General features: G+C 63.6%; 15 protein-coding genes. 3 read left to right on the top strand and 12 right to left on the bottom strand.

Features of this window, described 5'->3' with window-relative positions:
- Positions 1-91: 91 nt before the first annotated feature.
- From GA0061098_RS04715 to GA0061098_RS04670, 10 genes are all read right to left on the bottom strand, one after another.
- Positions 92-340 carry a DUF6894 family protein gene (locus GA0061098_RS04715; RefSeq protein ID WP_091954222.1) on the bottom strand — a complete coding sequence of 83 codons (249 nt, stop codon included), beginning with the start codon at positions 338-340 and terminating at the stop codon, positions 92-94.
- 122 nt (positions 341-462) lie between these two features.
- A complete protein-coding gene (locus GA0061098_RS04710; RefSeq protein ID WP_208610629.1) occupies positions 463-1,428 on the bottom strand; it encodes a helix-turn-helix transcriptional regulator in 966 nt (321 codons plus the stop codon).
- A gap of 238 nt (positions 1,429-1,666) precedes the next feature.
- Positions 1,667-2,818: a helix-turn-helix transcriptional regulator gene (locus tag GA0061098_RS04705; RefSeq protein ID WP_091954217.1), complete on the bottom strand. Its 1,152-nt coding sequence runs from the start codon at positions 2,816-2,818 to the stop codon at positions 1,667-1,669.
- A gap of 292 nt (positions 2,819-3,110) precedes the next feature.
- On the bottom strand, positions 3,111-3,611 hold the full coding sequence (locus GA0061098_RS04700; protein WP_091954214.1) for a hypothetical protein: 501 nt from the start codon (positions 3,609-3,611) through the stop codon (positions 3,111-3,113).
- Positions 3,612-3,701: 90 nt separating this feature from the next.
- A complete protein-coding gene (locus GA0061098_RS04695) occupies positions 3,702-4,148 on the bottom strand; it encodes a MaoC family dehydratase (protein WP_091954211.1) in 447 nt (148 codons plus the stop codon).
- A gap of 382 nt (positions 4,149-4,530) precedes the next feature.
- Positions 4,531-4,953: a hypothetical protein gene (locus tag GA0061098_RS04690; protein ID WP_091954208.1), complete on the bottom strand. Its 423-nt coding sequence runs from the start codon at positions 4,951-4,953 to the stop codon at positions 4,531-4,533.
- A gap of 12 nt (positions 4,954-4,965) precedes the next feature.
- A complete protein-coding gene (locus GA0061098_RS04685) occupies positions 4,966-5,187 on the bottom strand; it encodes a hypothetical protein (RefSeq protein ID WP_018319783.1) in 222 nt (73 codons plus the stop codon).
- Positions 5,188-5,328: 141 nt separating this feature from the next.
- The gene (locus GA0061098_RS04680; RefSeq protein ID WP_091954205.1) at positions 5,329-6,147 is read right to left on the bottom strand and encodes a lytic murein transglycosylase; all 819 of its coding nucleotides are present in this window, start codon (positions 6,145-6,147) and stop codon (positions 5,329-5,331) included.
- 113 nt (positions 6,148-6,260) lie between these two features.
- A complete protein-coding gene (locus GA0061098_RS04675; RefSeq protein WP_091954202.1) occupies positions 6,261-7,061 on the bottom strand; it encodes a shikimate dehydrogenase family protein in 801 nt (266 codons plus the stop codon).
- 5 nt (positions 7,062-7,066) lie between these two features.
- Positions 7,067-8,926: a flavin-containing monooxygenase gene (locus tag GA0061098_RS04670; protein ID WP_091954200.1), complete on the bottom strand. Its 1,860-nt coding sequence runs from the start codon at positions 8,924-8,926 to the stop codon at positions 7,067-7,069.
- Between the two features lie 176 nt (positions 8,927-9,102).
- Between GA0061098_RS04670 and GA0061098_RS04665 the strand changes: the two genes are divergently transcribed.
- Positions 9,103-10,728, top strand: a complete 1,626-nt coding sequence (locus tag GA0061098_RS04665; RefSeq protein WP_091955154.1) for a long-chain fatty acid--CoA ligase — start codon at positions 9,103-9,105, stop codon at positions 10,726-10,728.
- 54 nt (positions 10,729-10,782) lie between these two features.
- Positions 10,783-11,994 carry an acyl-CoA dehydrogenase family protein gene (locus GA0061098_RS04660; RefSeq protein WP_091954197.1) on the top strand — a complete coding sequence of 404 codons (1,212 nt, stop codon included), beginning with the start codon at positions 10,783-10,785 and terminating at the stop codon, positions 11,992-11,994.
- 208 nt (positions 11,995-12,202) lie between these two features.
- On the opposite strand, the gene GA0061098_RS04655 is transcribed toward GA0061098_RS04660, so the two are convergent.
- Together GA0061098_RS04655 and GA0061098_RS04650 are read right to left on the bottom strand one after the other, a co-directional pair.
- Positions 12,203-13,111, bottom strand: a complete 909-nt coding sequence (locus tag GA0061098_RS04655; RefSeq protein ID WP_091954194.1) for an amino acid ABC transporter substrate-binding protein — start codon at positions 13,109-13,111, stop codon at positions 12,203-12,205.
- A gap of 160 nt (positions 13,112-13,271) precedes the next feature.
- The gene (locus GA0061098_RS04650) at positions 13,272-13,691 is read right to left on the bottom strand and encodes a nuclear transport factor 2 family protein (protein ID WP_091954191.1); all 420 of its coding nucleotides are present in this window, start codon (positions 13,689-13,691) and stop codon (positions 13,272-13,274) included.
- 143 nt (positions 13,692-13,834) lie between these two features.
- Here GA0061098_RS04650 and GA0061098_RS04645 point away from each other — a divergent pair, with 143 nt between their 5' ends.
- Positions 13,835-15,076, top strand: a complete 1,242-nt coding sequence (locus GA0061098_RS04645; protein WP_091954188.1) for an amidohydrolase family protein — start codon at positions 13,835-13,837, stop codon at positions 15,074-15,076.
- Positions 15,077-15,201: the final 125 nt, after the last annotated feature.

The raw sequence follows: 15,201 nt of genomic DNA, 5'->3' as shown, positions 1-15,201 counted from the left end.
GACTTGGACGGAAACGACCGCGCTTCAGCCGAGAACGAACCGAAGGCGCTTCGTTCCGCACTGGTGCAGAGTTGCTACACCGAAGCGGCACTCACGCCTGGTCCCAGCCCTGCTTCTCGGCGCACTCCGACCAGACCGGTGCGCGATAGATTTCGCGGCCGCTGTTGTCTCTGACGCGGATCCAGGCGTCGCAATCGCGCAGATCATCACGCCAGAGGAACAGATGGTTTGCCATCTCGTTGGCCACCACGAATGTCGCTTCCGCACATTCGAACACCATGCCGCCCGGGTCGATCTTCACGATATTGCCGACCAGGAGGTCGAAAAAGAAACGGCGCATTCAATACTCCGGCTGCGGATGCCGCACGCAACGCTTGGGTCATGGCTTCGCAATCAGGGATCACGCCGGATCCCTGTCTGCTGGCTGAAATCGGCAGTTGGCAGAAATTCAGTGGCGCACGGTCACGGCATCTCGCCGCTCCTGATGTCGCTCGGCGTCGCGTTATAGGTCCGCCGGAAGCAGCGGTTGAAATAAGAGAGATCGCCGAAGCCGACATCGTAGGCGATCGAGCTCACCGTTCGCCCGGCGTATCCGGGCTCCCGCAGCATGCGATGCGCGCGCTTGACGCGTTGCTCGATCAGGAATGACGAGAACGTCTTGCCGTCGGCCTCGAACAGGCGCTGGAGATAGCGCGGCGTCACGCCGAGCTCCTGGGCAACCGAGGCCACCGACAGTTCCTGCCGCCAGCAATTGTTGGCGATGGAGACTTTCGCCTTCTGGAGCCGCGCCGCCTTGACGCCACGCCGGCCGGCCAGCTCCCGCGCTTCACCGGTAGCACCGAGGACGAGCGCCAGCAGATCGTGGAGATGCCCGACCCCGAGCTGCCGCAGCACGGGCGTCGCGAACGCCTTCTCCCGCACCAGCGTTACCGCGTAGTCGACCAGCAGCCTCAGTCCGGCGGAGCTTTCCAGCATGACGCGCATCACGGCATCGTCGACGTCCACGATCATCGGCGCCAGCACGCGCCTCGGCACGCGTAGCGAGAAGCAGCTTCCCAGCGACAGCCGCTCGAACGTCGTGACGTCCTCCGCGCTCGTCAGCACCGCCTCTCCTGCATGAAGCCTCAGATCGTGCCCCCGCTCGGATATGCCGAGAACGCCGGACCTGTTCACGATCAGGGCGAGGCTGTCGTCGCCATCGGCCACCAGTTGCTTGGTGCGAATGACCCGCGCTCCGCACAGGCCCCCGATCAACAACTGGGCTTCCGGCAAGACATGAGAGGTGAAGCTCGCCGCGGCCGGCTTTCCATCCCTTGCCTCGACCTCCGCCTTCAACACCCCGCGGCAATAGAAATCGCGAAGCAACGGGATGCGCTCGTTTTCGGGAATTTCGTTCGTTGAAACATTGAGAACGGAAAAATCAACCATGCTGCTCACTGCAATCTCTCCAGCCGACGAGCAGACCCGGCCACGCGCTGTCGTTTCCTCCACACGCGCGTTCGATGCCGTTGTGGCAAGCTTCGCGGCGCTCGCTGCTCTTCAATTATCAGAAGCGCGATATACGAAAGTCTCGAATGACTCGCGTCCTGCATTCGGATGACCCGCGAGCGCGGATCATCACAATGGATTGAGACTGCGGCACGTAGCACGAGGCATGCGCAATGAATCACGCGACGCTGTCATCGCCGTTCGTTCGCCGCGCGAACGGCACGGCAAAGCCGGCGGCGATCTTCACCAGATCAGCCTGCCTGCCGGCGCCCGTCTTCTCGAACAGGCGACCGAGATGCGTCTTCACCGTCGTCTCGGCGATACCGAGTTTTGCGGCGATGTCGGGAACACCGCCGATCTCGATAATCGCCATCAACACGCGCAATTCAGACGGCGTCAGCCTGAAGGCTGCTGCGATCGCGTCGGCTGCGAGCAGCGGCAGCATGGAAGCTCTTTGAACGAAGAGCATCGTGGCCGCAATGTCCCGCGGCAGGCTGCGATCCCGCTTCAGCGGAAAAGCATGGAGCAGATAATGCTGCCCATCGGCCGACGTCGCAAGTTCGATCTGACGACGAGCGGCGGAATGTGTGCCTTCATCGAATTCGCACAGGCCGCGGAATATTTTGTCAGTCTGGGTGTTGCGGGCCACGATCCGGTCACCAACGATCGCAAGCAGATTGGCATCGGCGAACAACTGGCGGCATGCCGCGTTGGCATGAACGACGCGGCCATCCGCGTCGAGCAGGCAGATCGCCGTGTTCAATCCGTCGAGGACGTCGGCAAGGTCGTCCACCGTATGCGAGCGCGCCCTGATCTGCCGGCCCATGATCTGCGACCGATGGATGTGCGGAGCGAGCAGCCGCATGCGCTCGCGCATCGCCTCGTCGACGGTTCCGCGGGAGCGATGGCGCAACACCTGCAGGATCGTGGTGCGCGCGGCCGTCTTCTCGAGCGCGACGGTCGCAAGGTCTATGGCCCCCTGCGGTTCCACCCACTCGCGATGGAAGCTCGTCTCGAGAAAATCAGCATGGGACATGATGTCGGTCACGCCGATCGTCTGTTCGGGCGCGAGGGTGAGATGACGGTCGAGCAGAGGATCGAGCTCCACATACCGGTCGCGATAAAGCTGTCGGAAGCGGGCGTCGGTTCCAAAATGCTGGTGAATCTCGATCGAAAGCCGTGCCGAATCCCTGGACAGGATCATCGCGGCGCAACCACCGACGAATTGCGAAACCTGTTCCAACGCGCCGCTGCGCAAGGCGGGATCAACCGCCGCGTCGTAGATCTCGCCGATGAGAGACGAGAACCGGTTTGCCTGATGGCTCGTCATCGGACGGACGACGCGATCTGCGTGCGGCCCGTCCGAGACGGAGAGCTCGCGATCCGGGAACAGACGGAGAAGACGGGCCGGTCAATTGCCGCCTTCGACAAGGAAAAAACGTTGCAGCCAGATGCTGGAATATCGAACATCGTCCTTGCGTAACGTCAACCGCAGGGTGCGGCTTGGACTGTTTCGCCAAAGACTAGGATAAATGCGAACAGCGCGCGGACTGTGTGCGATGAGTCACGCGCCGGTTCGCTGCCACCCGCTTCATTGCCGACGTCCTGCCGGCAGCGGCAACCTATTTCCGATTCTCCTCGCAAAACTTCAACGCCGCTAGCGCTTCGCCGGCACGCGGTACCTGCATCTCGATACTGTCGTCGTCATCGTCCTCGAAATCGAGCGTCAGGCGCCTCGCCTTCGACAGGCGGTCCATCATCGACTGGTCGTACTCGAAGATGCCGCGCACGGTGGTCTTGTCCATGACCTCCCACTTCGCCTTCTTCATGATGTCCGCATCGTCAGTGCCGACATCGGCCCGAAGGATCTCGCCGACCTTCTCCCATTCCCAGCCATCGTAGATCATCACGATCACGATCGCCTTCTCGGAATAGGTGATCACGATGACGTAGTCGCGGTTCTCGTCATCCTTGTCCTTGTAGCCACGGCTCGCATTGCAATGCGTGTCCTGCGTGCGCTTTTCGATGGTCCAGTCGGCGACCTTGGATTGTTGCGCAAGCGCCGGCCCGGCGCTTAAGGCACCCGTCGCGATCAGCAAAGCGGCAAGAAGGAATCGTTTCATGTCAGCCTCCAGCGCGTTCCCCGGGCCGAGATGACCACCTCCGCGGGAGGGCCGCAAGGGCTTGCCCCGGCAGAACGGCGGCGCCTGTGCCTATCCCTGCCGCGGCACGATCGCGATGGGGGTGAAGGTGTAAACCTCCTCGCCGCTCTGGTTGAACATGGTCCATTTCACCAGCGCGATACCCTGCGGCTTCGACTTCGAGGGCGTCAGGCTCATGACCTCCCCGACCAGATGTAGGCGGTCATTGGGCCGTACCGGCATCGTCCAGCGCAGGCCGTCGACGCCGGCGCCGATCAGCGGATGCGGGCCGAACGGGCGGGTCTGGATCGCGAGGTTCATGGCAATCGCCGCGGTGTGCCATCCCGATGCCGCAAGGCCCTTGAACAGGGTCGCCTTGGCCGCCTCGTGGTCGAGATGCATCGGCTGCGGATCGAACTCGGCCGCGAAGCGCTTGATGTCGGCCTCGGTGACCTCGACCTCGGGGGACCTAAACCGCATTCCGATCGCCAGATCGTCGAACCATTCGACCTGCGCCATGATTTTGCCTCGCAATGTCGTGCGCCGCCCCGCCGAAGAGGCGGCCAAAGGGCTCCAGCAATAGCGGGACCGCAGCGCACAAAACCAGCCCCGAGGTTCCCCGCGAAACCCCTTTCCCGAGGCGACGAAACATCGCTGAAACAGATGGCCGCTTAAGTCGTTGTCAAAATAAATACAGGGACGGCTACCATGCAATTCCTTCTCGACCTGATCTACGACTATTCCTGCTGCCGCAACCTCGTTGCCCATTCACTACGGGAGGACGAGCTATGATCGAGCCGATCTCGGGCCTGCTCGCCCTTTGCAGCGCCGGTGTCTTCGCGGCGCACGCGCTGGACGCCTACCGCACCACACATCACTGACCGCTTCGCCGTTTCAGCCGCTAGAAAGGCCGCCGGTAGAAGTGCTCCGAATGCGTTGCCGGCGGAAACCGGTTAGCGAGAGAGAGCGCGCCTGTCTCGTCGGTCTCGAGCGCGATCTTTTGCGCCAGCATGACGTCGCCCGGCACCAGGAAGCCTGACGGGACGAAGCACCATCCCATCGTGGCGCGGCCTTCGCCGTCGATTTCGTGGACATTGGCGGCGGTGCCGTAGTGAATGCGGTAGGTCCTGCCGGTGTCGCATCCGATGACGTCGAAATACCGGTGCTCTTCGAATTGGGCGCGCTGTGCGGGCGAGAGCCAATCGAAGAGCAGCCGGCGGCCACGGGCGTCCGGCGTGTTCTCGCCGAAGAAGCGCCGATAAAGTTCACGCAGCGCATGCAGACGCGCACGCGCCGGCGCGCGGAGCCAAACCGCCGTAATCATGAGCAGCTCAGATCAACCGCCGACCAGGCGGGGATAGAACAGCGTTTCCTGCGCGGTCGGGTCGAACGATCTGATCCGAGTGACTTCGCCGGGTCCGTTGCGAAGGGCCGCGGTGAAGCCGGCTCCGGTCAGCTCCCGAAAGCGCCGTTCGGCTCGCGCCAGCGCTTCGGCATTGCCAGGATCAAACTCGTGGCGCGTATCGCCAGTCTGGTCCATCACGATCTGGGTTGCCATGTTGAGTCTCCTCATGCCCAGCCCTGAATCTGATCAAAGCAAACCTCGTGCCCTCGGTTCCTGATGGCAACAACTTTCTCATGCCGGACCATCACGCCTTGCTGAGCAGGAGCGTTTTCGAGCGAAGTGGACGGGTTTTCGTCAGCGCGAGGCCGCCGCTCCGCCGCCCTCGTCGATCTGCCGGCCCATCAGCGCGATCGCCTTCTGATAAACACCGGCCGCATTCCAGGCCTCGATGGCGGCGAAATTCGGCTCGCCCGGCTGGTAACCGGCTCCTGCTTTCCAGCCATGACCTTTGAGGAAATTCGCCGTCGAGTTCAGCGCGTTGGCGGCCACCTCGAGGTTGCCGGTGCCATAGGCCAGGATGTTCTTGGGCATGAACTGGGTCTGGCCGACCTCGCCATGCATGGAGCCGCGGGTCGCCCCCGACAGCGTGCCGCGGTCGACCAGCTTCAAGGCCGCGTAGAGCTGGTCGGTGAAGAATTCAGGACGGCGGCAGTCATAGGCCAGGGTTGCGATCGACGACAGCATATTCTGGTTGCCGCGCTGGCTGCCGAAACCGGTCTCCATGCCCCAGATCGCGATCAGCGGGCCGGGCGGGACGCCATAGCGCTGCTGGATGGAGGCGAACAAGGCAGCCTGCGACTGCTTGAGCTGGCGCCCCTTGGCGACGATAGTGGTGGCGCCGCGCTTGGCGAGAAACTGGTCGAGCGTCAGCGAAAAGCTGCGCTGGCCGCGGTCGGCCGCGATGGTTGCACCGGCGTAGTTGGTCTGCATCAGCGCCGAGAGCGCGGTCTGGCCGATACCCTTGCCCTGCGCCTCTGCGCTGAACTCTCGTTTCCAGGCCTCGAACCCGCCCGGCCCGTTGCCGCAGGTGGCGGCCTCGGCGCGGGGCGCCAGAGAGAGCACCAGCGCTGTGGCGCCGATCATGGCCGTCGCAACGGTCCTGCCCTTGGTCATTCCTCTTATCCTCTCCTCAAATACGCGACCGGCTCGCGCGAGCGCATGATCCTACGTCGGCTTTGATCGCTCAAGCCCTGCGGAGCGCAACGGGCGCCTTGACACCGGGCGATTTACCGCCCTTCGCCACGGCCAAGCAGGAAGTCCACCATGATCCCCTGGTGCTGCTCGTACATGTCCGTGCCCGTCCCCGTCACGCAGCCGCCCTTTCGGGCCGCCGCGATGAAGGGCGAGATTTCGGGCTTGGTGATGACACAACCGCAATAGGCCGAGGGCGCAAGCCGAGCGACATCGACCGGCAGCGGATCGCCTTCTTTCATCCCTGCCGGTGTCGCATTGGCGACAAATTCAAAACCGGTGGGATCCGTGCTGCCGGCCCGCACTGTCGACTTGCCGAGCCCGCTGAGTTGGCCGATCAACGCGTCGCGGCGCTCAGTCGCGCTATCGTGAATAGCGAGCTCGCTCACGCCGGCCTCCACCAGCGCGAGCGCGATGGCCGAGCCCGCGCCGCCAGCGCCGAGGAGCAGCGCCCGCAGGCCCGCAGGGTTGACCCCTTTCGCCCGCGCGGCACCGACGAAGCCAAGGCCGTCGACCATGTCGCCATGCCATGCGCCATCGGCGCGTCGGCGCATGAGGTTGACGCTGCGCAGGAAGTGAGAGCGCTCCGTCGCACTCGTGCAAGCCTGGTAGCAGGCGAATTTGTGCGGGATGGTCACGACGAGGCCGTCGAGATTCTTCAGGCGCGGTGCCAATGAGAGGAAATCCGGCAGATCCGCGACCTGAACCGGAACGAGAATGCCCTCATGGCCGCGGGCCGCGAAGGCTGCGGTCACGCCTGCGGGCGAGCGCACCTGGGCGATGGGATCGCCGACGATGACATAGAGGCGCGTGGCGCCGGTGGGTGGCGGGATCATGCCGCTCAAGCCGACAACGGAGAGCCGCCTGCCTCCGCCGCGGTCCCATAGCTCAACTCCAGTCCGTCCAGATTGCCTTCCTTCCGCCATTTGTCGAGCAGCCGCAGGAACGCCACCGGTCCGCGCCAATATTGGCTGTTTCTTGCCGCGATCGGATCGAACACGCCCTCGTTGTTGTAGTAACCCGGCGTGCATTCGGCGAGATAGGTCTGGCGGCCGAGCGCGGCCTTGACGACCTCCTCGACCCAGGCGTTTTCCGCGGCCAGCGTCGGCTCCAGCGTTCGGGCTTTGCGCTTGCGCGCTTCGGCGATCACATAGGCGATGTGCTGCGACTGCTCGTCGATGATGTGCGGGAAGTTGGCGCTCTGGCCGGCCTGCACCGTGACGATCAGGAAGCAGTTTGGAAAGCCGCGGCTGTAGAAGCCATGCATCGTCTTGACGCCGCCCTGCCAGCGCTCGGTCAGGCTCATGCCGTCGCGGCCATGGACCTCGAAGCCCATGCGGCGGGCGTAATCGGTGCCGACCTCGAAGCCGCTGGCATAGATCAGGCAGTCGAGCTCGTAAGCCTTGCCGCCAGCCATGACGGCGTTCTCGGTGATGCGCTCGACGCCCTGCCCTTTGGTGTCGACGAGATGCACGTTGGGACGATTGAAGACATCGAGATATTCGTCGTGGAAGCACGGCCGCTTGCAGAACGCCTTGTACCAGGGCTTGAGGCCGTCCGCGGTCGCCGAGTCCTTGACCACCGCATCGACGCGGGCGCGGATCTCCTCCATCTTGCGGTAGTCGGCCTGCTCGATGACCTTCAGCGCCTCCTCCATCGAGGTCACCGGCTGCGGCTGACGGCGCGGCGCCAGCAGGATCTCGCCGAGCAGGCCGGTCCAGCCGTCCTGCACCAGATCCCGTTCTACCGGCTCGCCGGAGATCACGGCGGTGAAATTGTCCATGCGCTCGCGCTGCCAGCCGGGCTTGAGGCTCTGCGCCCAGTCTTGATCCGTCGACCGGTCGTCGCGCACGCCGATCGCTGACGGCGTGCGCTGGAAGACATAGAGCTCCTTCGCAGCGCGGCCGAGATGCGGCACACACTGCACGGCGGTGGCGCCGGTGCCGATGATTCCAACGCGCTTGTCGGCAAGTCCGGTCAGACCACCATCCGCATTGCCACCGGTGTAGCCATAGTCCCATCGACTGGTGTGGAAGCTGTGTCCCCTAAAGGTATCGATGCCGGGAATGCCCGGCAGCTTCGGTCGGCTGAGCGGACCTCCGGCGAGAATGACGAAGCGTGCACGGATGCGATCGCCCCGGTCGGTCTCGACCAGCCAACGCGCCTCCTGCTCCTGCCATGCCATCCGCGAGATGACGGTCTGAAACAGCGCGCGATCGTAGAGGCCGAAATGACGGCCGATCCGGCGGGAGTGCTCGTAGATCTCCGGCGCCCGCGCGTATTTGCGCACCGGCATGTAGCCGGTCTCTTCCAGGAGCGGCAGGTAGATGTAGCTCTCGGTATCGCAGGCCGCGCCGGGATAGCGATTCCAGTACCAGGTGCCGCCGAAGTCCGCAGCCTTTTCCACGATGCGGAAATCATCGATGCCGGCCTCGCGCAAACGCGCGGCACAGAGAAGTCCACCAAAGCCGCCACCGACGACGAGCACTTCAGTCTTTTCACTGACAGGTGCGCGCGCAAATCCGGGATCGGCCCAGGGGTCGTCGAGGTAGTGGCCGAATTCCCCTGTTACCTCGACATACTGGGCCTTGCCCTCGGCACGCAAACGGCGGTCGCGCTCGTCGCGGTAGCGCGCGCGGAGGGCTGCAATATCGACGGTAGGTTCGCCGGCTGCACCGGTCTTGTGTCTTTCCGCTGACATGCATTTCCTCCACGGAGAACGCTGCTTCGCCGGCAGCTCGGATCAGTTAGCCCTGAAAAAGTGACGCATGCAATCGCGTCCCTTGTTTTTTGCGTGAACGCCGCGTGACGTTCCGCTAACCTCACGCGCAAATCACAAGCGCAACGCCACGCAACGACGTGGCCGTGGAGGAGACCATGCAGGGATTGATGATGGACATGCCGCTTCTGATCAGCGGCCTGATCCAGTATGCCGCGGACTATCACGGCGAAGCCGAGGTCGTCGCGCGCGAGATCGAGGGCGACATTCATCGCTACACTTATGCCGACGCCCACCCGCGCATCAAGCGCATGGCGCTGGCGCTGAAGCGGCTCGGCATGAATCCCGGCGATCGCGTCGGCACGCTGGCCTGGAACACGCATCGTCATTTCGAGATGTTCTATGCCGCGCCGGGCATGGGCTATGTGCTGCACACCGTCAACCCGCGGCTGTTTCCCGAGCAGCTCGTCTACATCATCAACCACGCCGAAGACCGCCTGCTGTTCATCGACCGCGCCACGCTGCCGATCGTCGAGGCGATTGCGCCGCAGCTCAAGACGATCGAAGCCTATGTCGTGATGTCGTCGCGCGAACGGATGCCCGAGACCAAGCTCGCCAACGTGCATTGCTACGAGGAGCTTCTGGAAGAAGAGAACGACGCCGGCTTCGTCTGGCCGGAGTTCGACGAAAAGTCCGCCTCTACCATCTGCTACACGTCGGGCACGACCGGCAATCCCAAGGGCGTGATCTATTCGCACCGCGCCGCGATCCTGCAGACCATGACCTGCTGCAATTTCGACTTCCTGCCGGGACATGTCGAAGGCGTGCGCGAAGTGATGATGCCGATGGCGCCGCTCTTCCACGGCAATGGCTGGAACATGCCGTTCACCGCCCCCTTTACCGGCTCGAAGCTGGTGCTGCCGGGCCGCAACTACGAGCCCGACAAGCTCTACGAATTGCTCGAAGGCGAGAAGGTGACGCTGTCGGCGGGCGTGCCGAGCTTCTGGCTGATCCTGCTCGACTGGCTGGGCCGCACCGGCAACAAATTCTCCACCCTACGCGCAACGCTGTCATCGGGCTCGGCGCCGCCGCGCGCGATGGTCGAGAAACTGAAGCGTGACTACAGTATCGACTACATCCAGGCCTGGGGCATGACCGAGGCGCTCGGCTGCTCGATGCCGGGCTTAAGGCCCGGCTCGGAGCATCTCGGCGACAAGGAGAGGTTCGACCGGCGCCAGGTCTCGGGCCGCGCCTGCTTCGGCACGAGCTTGCGCATCGTCGACGACAGCGGCGTCGAGCTGCCACGCGACGGCAAGTCCGTCGGCCATTTGCGCGCCCGTGGCCCCTGGGTCGCCTCCGGATACATGAAGTTAGAGGAAGGTCTCGACCGCGACGGCTGGCTGATTACCGGCGACATGGCCGTGATCGACCCACAGGGCCACGTCACGCTGACCGACCGCTCCAAGGACGTGATCAAGTCCGGCGGCGAATGGATCTCCTCGATCCAGCTCGAGGACGTCGCCTTGTCGCATCCCGATGTGCTTCAGGCAGCCGTGGTCGCGATCAACCATGAGAAATGGCAGGAGCGTCCCCTGCTCCTCGTCGTCCGCAAGAAGGGCGCGACGGTCGACGGCAAGACGCTGCTCGACCACATGCGCCCGAAGGTCGCGAGCTGGTGGATGCCGGACGCCGTCGAATTCCTGGACGAATTCCCGATGACGGGGACCGGCAAGGTGTTGAAATCGGCTCTGCGCGAGAAGTTCAGGGAGTATCGCGTCGCGTGAACGTCACGCGAGCGCGCTGAAGTCGGCACCGCCGATGGATCAAGGAGACCACAGATGCTTTACCCGATGTCGCCAAAAGTCGTCGAGCTCAAGCGCAAGCTCGAGAGCTTCATGGACCGGCACATCTATCCGAACGAGGAGCGCTTCTATCGCGAGGCGGAAGAGCTGGGACCCTGGAAGGTCTATCCCGTCGTCGAGGAGTTGAAGCCGCTCGCGCGTGCGGAAGGTCTCTGGAATCTGTTCCTGCCGGAGTCCGGCCATGGCGCAGGCCTGACCAATCTCGAATATGCCCCGCTCTGCGAGGTGATGGGCCGCTCGCATCTGGCCCCGGAGGTGTTCAATTGCTCGGCGCCCGATACCGGCAACATGGAGGTGCTGGAGCGCTACGGCTCGGAGAAGGACAAGGAGCGCTGGCTGAAGCCGCTGCTTGCAGGCGAAATCCGCTCCTGCTTCGCCATGACGGAGCCTGCGGTCGCCTCATCCGATGCGACCAACATCGAAAGCTCGATCGTGCGCGATGGCGACCATTACGTCATCAACGGCCGCAAATGGTACACGACCAATGCGACCGACCCACGCTGCAAGATCTGCATCTTCATGGGCAAGACAGATCCTGACAATCCGGACCGCCACAAGCAGCAATCGATGATCCTGGTACCGATGGAGACTGCAGGCATCGAGGTGAAACGCCCCCTGCCCGTGTTCGGCTTCTACGGCGTGCCTGACCGGGCGTCCGAAGTCGTCTTCACCAATGTGCGGGTCCCCAAGGAGAACATGCTGCTCGGCGAAGGCCGCGGCTTCGAAATCGCGCAGGGCCGGCTCGGCCCGGGCCGCATCCACCATTGCATGCGGCTGATCGGCCTTGCCGAGCGTACGCTGGAGAAGATGTGCCGCCGCGTGCGCAGCCGCGTCGCCTTCGGCAAGCCGGTCTCCGAGCAGACCGTGACGCAAGAGCGCATCGCGGAATCCCGCATCATGATCGAGCAGGCCCGCCTCCTCACGCTGAATGCGGCCTACGCGATGGACACGGTCGGCAACAAGGTCGCGAAGGCCGAGATCGCGATGATCAAGGTCGCCGTGCCCAACATGGCCTGCCAGATCATCGACTGGGCGATCCAGGCCCATGGCGGTGGCGGCACCTCGAACGATTTCGGACTGACCCAGGCCTATGCGACCGCGCGATTGCTACGACTTGCCGATGGCCCCGACGAAGTTCACAGGAATCAGATCGCACGGTTCGAGCTGAAGAAATATTCGAACGCTTGAAAGAAGGCGGCTAGCTCACCGAGTGACGCACTCTTTCTTCCTTCTCCCCTTGTGGGAGAAGGTGGCGCGAAGCGCCGGATGAGGGGTACCTATCCGCACACACGAATCTGGAGATTACATACCCCTCACCCAAGTGAGCTTTTGTCTACGAGCGGAGCTGCCCTCTCCCACAAGGGGAGAGGGCACAATAATGCGCAACGTCTCAGCCTCAGTTCACCACGTAGACATCAGGATCAGCGCTCCAGCTCGGCTTCTTGAAGGCGTTGCGCAGGGCGGGCGACATCGGGACGTTGTAGTTGAGGCCGTTCGGCGGCGTCGGGGACTGCAGCCATTTCTTGTAGAGCACCTCGATCTCCGGGCTTGCATAGAGCTCCGCAGTCGCGCGGTCGGCGAGCGCCTTGAACGGCGCATCCTCCCGCCGCAGCATGATGCCGTAAGGCTCCGGCTTGGAGAACGCCTCCTCGCTGATCATGAAGGCTTGGGGCTCCTTCGAGCGCGCGATCGCGACCGCGAGCTGCACGTCGTCGAGTGCGTAGGCCTGGGCGCGGTCAGTTTCCAGCAACAGGAACGCCTCGGCCTGGTCCTTGGCCGGCATTACATTGATGCCGAGATTGCGCTCGGTGTTGACCTTGGCGAGCTGGGTCAGGTTGACCGAGCCCGCCACCGCAGTGACCGCCTTGCCCTTGAGATCGTCGATGGTGTTGATCTTTGCGGCTTTCTTCGCCGCGAACCGCGTCGCGCTGAGGAAGTGCGTGTTGGTGAAGGCGACCTGCTTCTGGCGATCGGCGTTGTTGGTGGTCGCCGAGCAATGCAGGTCGAGGGTCCCGTTGACCATCAGCGGAATGCGGTTCGACGACGTCACGGCGAGCGTGTCGACGGCGATGTCGGGCATGCCCAGCTGCTTCTTCACGGCATCGACGATCCTAAGGCAGATGTCCATGGCAAAGCCGACCGGCTTCTGATTGCCATCGAGATAGCTGAACGGGACCGAGGCCTCCTGATAGCCCAGGGTGATCTTTTTGGTCTCCCTGACCTTCTGGAGCGTGCCCGACAAATCTTCGGCTGAAGCTGCGCCGGCAAGACATGTCAGGGCCAGGATAACGGTGGGTAGACGCATCGGCTGCTCCTAAAGGGGGCTCGCGCCTCCAAGCCGGGCGCAATCGCGGGACTTGATAGCGCAGGCGCAGGCCAGCCGCCAGACGGGCTCGCGCCTATCAGCTATCGCAGCTTTCGATATGACGAGCGGCCGTTCGGCTCCGCCCGTGCCGAGACGGACCTTACGCGTCGATGCCGCGCTGGACCAGGATGCGCTCGGCGCTGTCGTTCCAGACATCCATCTTGGTGATCTTGCCATTGCGCACCACGAAGCGGTCGACGTAACGGTTGCCCTCGAACGGGGTCCCATCTTTCCATTCGCCGTAGAGCGTACCGACGCTGTAAACCACGGTCTCGCCGTCGCCGGGGCAGACGTCGAACCGGTCCATCTTCTTCTTGACCCAGCGGTAGCGCTTGGCGTTGAAGCCGGTCGGGCCGCGCGGATGATCGAACTCGCGCCCGCCGGTGAACGTGATCACGGTGCCCGGCGCCATATAGGCCGCCGCAGCGTCGGGATCGGGGATCATCGATGCCGTGAGATAGGCCTCCACGATCGCGGCGTCGGACAAATGAGCAGTTTCAGCTCTGGCGGCAACGGACATGGCAGGCTCTCCCGGGTTCGCGGAATATTACCGCCACTGTCGCGGAATCCATGCATATATTTTGAACATTCGCCTCGCTACACTGCCGACAATCTGGAGCCGCCGATCCCCGCCGATTGCTCTAAGTTCCGTCCGCAAGAGCCATGATCACCCAGCCCGCCTTCGACCTGATCTTCCGTAACGCGTTGTTGCGATCATCCGCCGCGCCTGTCGACATCGGCATGAAGGGCGGCCGGATCGCCGCGATCGAGCCGAAGCTCGCCTGCGAAGCCGTCGAGGTCGATATCGGCGGGCACCTCGCCCTACCCGGCTTCGTCGACACCCACATCCATCTCGACAAGGCCTGCCTGCTCGACCGCTGCGGCCACGATCACGACGGTCTCGGTGACGCCATTCGGGCCGTGTCGGCCATGAAACGTGACTTCACCGTCGAGGATGTCTACGCGCGCGGCGCCAAGGTGCTCGAACGTGCGATCGTGAACGGCACGACGCGCATGCGCACGCATGTGGAAATTGATCCGCGGATTGGCCTGCGTAGCTTCGAGGCGGTGAAGGCGCTGAAACGCGACTATGTGTGGGCGCTCGATCTGTCACTCTGCGTCTTCCCGCAGGAGGGCCTGACCAACGATCCCGGCAGCGACGAGTTGCTGGTCGAGGCGCTGCGCAACGGCGGCGAGACGATCGGCGGCTGTCCCTATACCGACACCGATCCGACCGCGCATCTCGCGCGCATCTTCGACCTCGCTCAGGAATTCGACGTCGACGTCGACCTCCATCTGGATTTCGATCTCGATCCCTCCTGGTGGCATCTTGACGAGGTCTGCCGCCAGACCGAGCGGCGCAACTATCACGGCCGCGTCGCGATCGGCCATGCGACAAAGCTCTCGGCCCTGCCGCCGGAGCGGATGAAGGCTGCCACCGCGCAACTAGCGAAAGCCGGCGTCGCCGTCACCGTGCTGCCCGCGACAGATCTCTATCTGATGGGGCGCGAAGCCACCCACAATGCGCCACGCGGGCTGACCCTCGCCCACAAGCTCGCAGGCGACGGCGTGGTTTGCTCGGTCGCCACCAACAATGTGCTCAATCCCTTCACGCCGTTCGGCGACGCCTCGCTGCTGCGGATGGCGAACTTCTACGCCAATGTCGCGCACGCCTCGGTGAGGGATTTCGACACCTGCCTCGATCTCGTGACCGAGCTGCCGGCGCGGCTGATGAACCTCGACGATTACGGCATCAAGATCGGCAATCCCGCCGACCTCATCGTGCTTGATACGCAAGACAGCCGCTTCGCCATCGCCGAGCTGCCCGACGTCATGATGGGCTTCAAGGAGGGCCGACAGACGTTTGCACGGCAGCGGCCCGCTCTGTTCCGGCCGGGGGCCTGAACGCGTTTCCGGTCGAATCTCCAACGGTAAAATCGTCGGGAACACGGCTGATCGTCGGACCGTTTCGTACCGAATCACGGCCGATCCGTCCCCAGATCCGAGCCCGGTAGAATCCCGGACCGTAG

This window comes from Bradyrhizobium shewense (assembly GCF_900094605.1).
GTDB lineage: Bacteria > Pseudomonadota > Alphaproteobacteria > Rhizobiales > Xanthobacteraceae > Bradyrhizobium > Bradyrhizobium shewense.
Note: the sequence above shows the minus strand (reverse complement) of the source record. Positions and strands in the feature narration are given on the sequence as shown.

Excerpts from the sequence above, each read along its gene's own strand:
- GA0061098_RS04715 (WP_091954222.1), bottom strand. The coding sequence starts at position 340 with ATGCGCCGTTTCTTTTTCGACCTCCTGGTCGGCAATATCGTGAAGATC.
- GA0061098_RS04710 (WP_208610629.1), bottom strand. The coding sequence starts at position 1,428 with ATGGTTGATTTTTCCGTTCTCAATGTTTCAACGAACGAAATTCCCGAA.
- GA0061098_RS04705 (WP_091954217.1), bottom strand. The coding sequence starts at position 2,818 with ATGACGAGCCATCAGGCAAACCGGTTCTCGTCTCTCATCGGCGAGATC.
- GA0061098_RS04700 (WP_091954214.1), bottom strand. The coding sequence starts at position 3,611 with ATGAAACGATTCCTTCTTGCCGCTTTGCTGATCGCGACGGGTGCCTTA.
- GA0061098_RS04695 (WP_091954211.1), bottom strand. The coding sequence starts at position 4,148 with ATGGCGCAGGTCGAATGGTTCGACGATCTGGCGATCGGAATGCGGTTT.
- GA0061098_RS04690 (WP_091954208.1), bottom strand. The coding sequence starts at position 4,953 with ATGATTACGGCGGTTTGGCTCCGCGCGCCGGCGCGTGCGCGTCTGCAT.
- GA0061098_RS04685 (WP_018319783.1), bottom strand. The coding sequence starts at position 5,187 with ATGGCAACCCAGATCGTGATGGACCAGACTGGCGATACGCGCCACGAG.
- GA0061098_RS04680 (WP_091954205.1), bottom strand. The coding sequence starts at position 6,147 with ATGACCAAGGGCAGGACCGTTGCGACGGCCATGATCGGCGCCACAGCG.
- GA0061098_RS04675 (WP_091954202.1), bottom strand. The coding sequence starts at position 7,061 with ATGATCCCGCCACCCACCGGCGCCACGCGCCTCTATGTCATCGTCGGC.
- GA0061098_RS04670 (WP_091954200.1), bottom strand. The coding sequence starts at position 8,926 with ATGTCAGCGGAAAGACACAAGACCGGTGCAGCCGGCGAACCTACCGTC.
- GA0061098_RS04665 (WP_091955154.1), top strand. The coding sequence starts at position 9,103 with ATGCAGGGATTGATGATGGACATGCCGCTTCTGATCAGCGGCCTGATC.
- GA0061098_RS04660 (WP_091954197.1), top strand. The coding sequence starts at position 10,783 with ATGCTTTACCCGATGTCGCCAAAAGTCGTCGAGCTCAAGCGCAAGCTC.
- GA0061098_RS04655 (WP_091954194.1), bottom strand. The coding sequence starts at position 13,111 with ATGCGTCTACCCACCGTTATCCTGGCCCTGACATGTCTTGCCGGCGCA.
- GA0061098_RS04650 (WP_091954191.1), bottom strand. The coding sequence starts at position 13,691 with ATGTCCGTTGCCGCCAGAGCTGAAACTGCTCATTTGTCCGACGCCGCG.
- GA0061098_RS04645 (WP_091954188.1), top strand. The coding sequence starts at position 13,835 with ATGATCACCCAGCCCGCCTTCGACCTGATCTTCCGTAACGCGTTGTTG.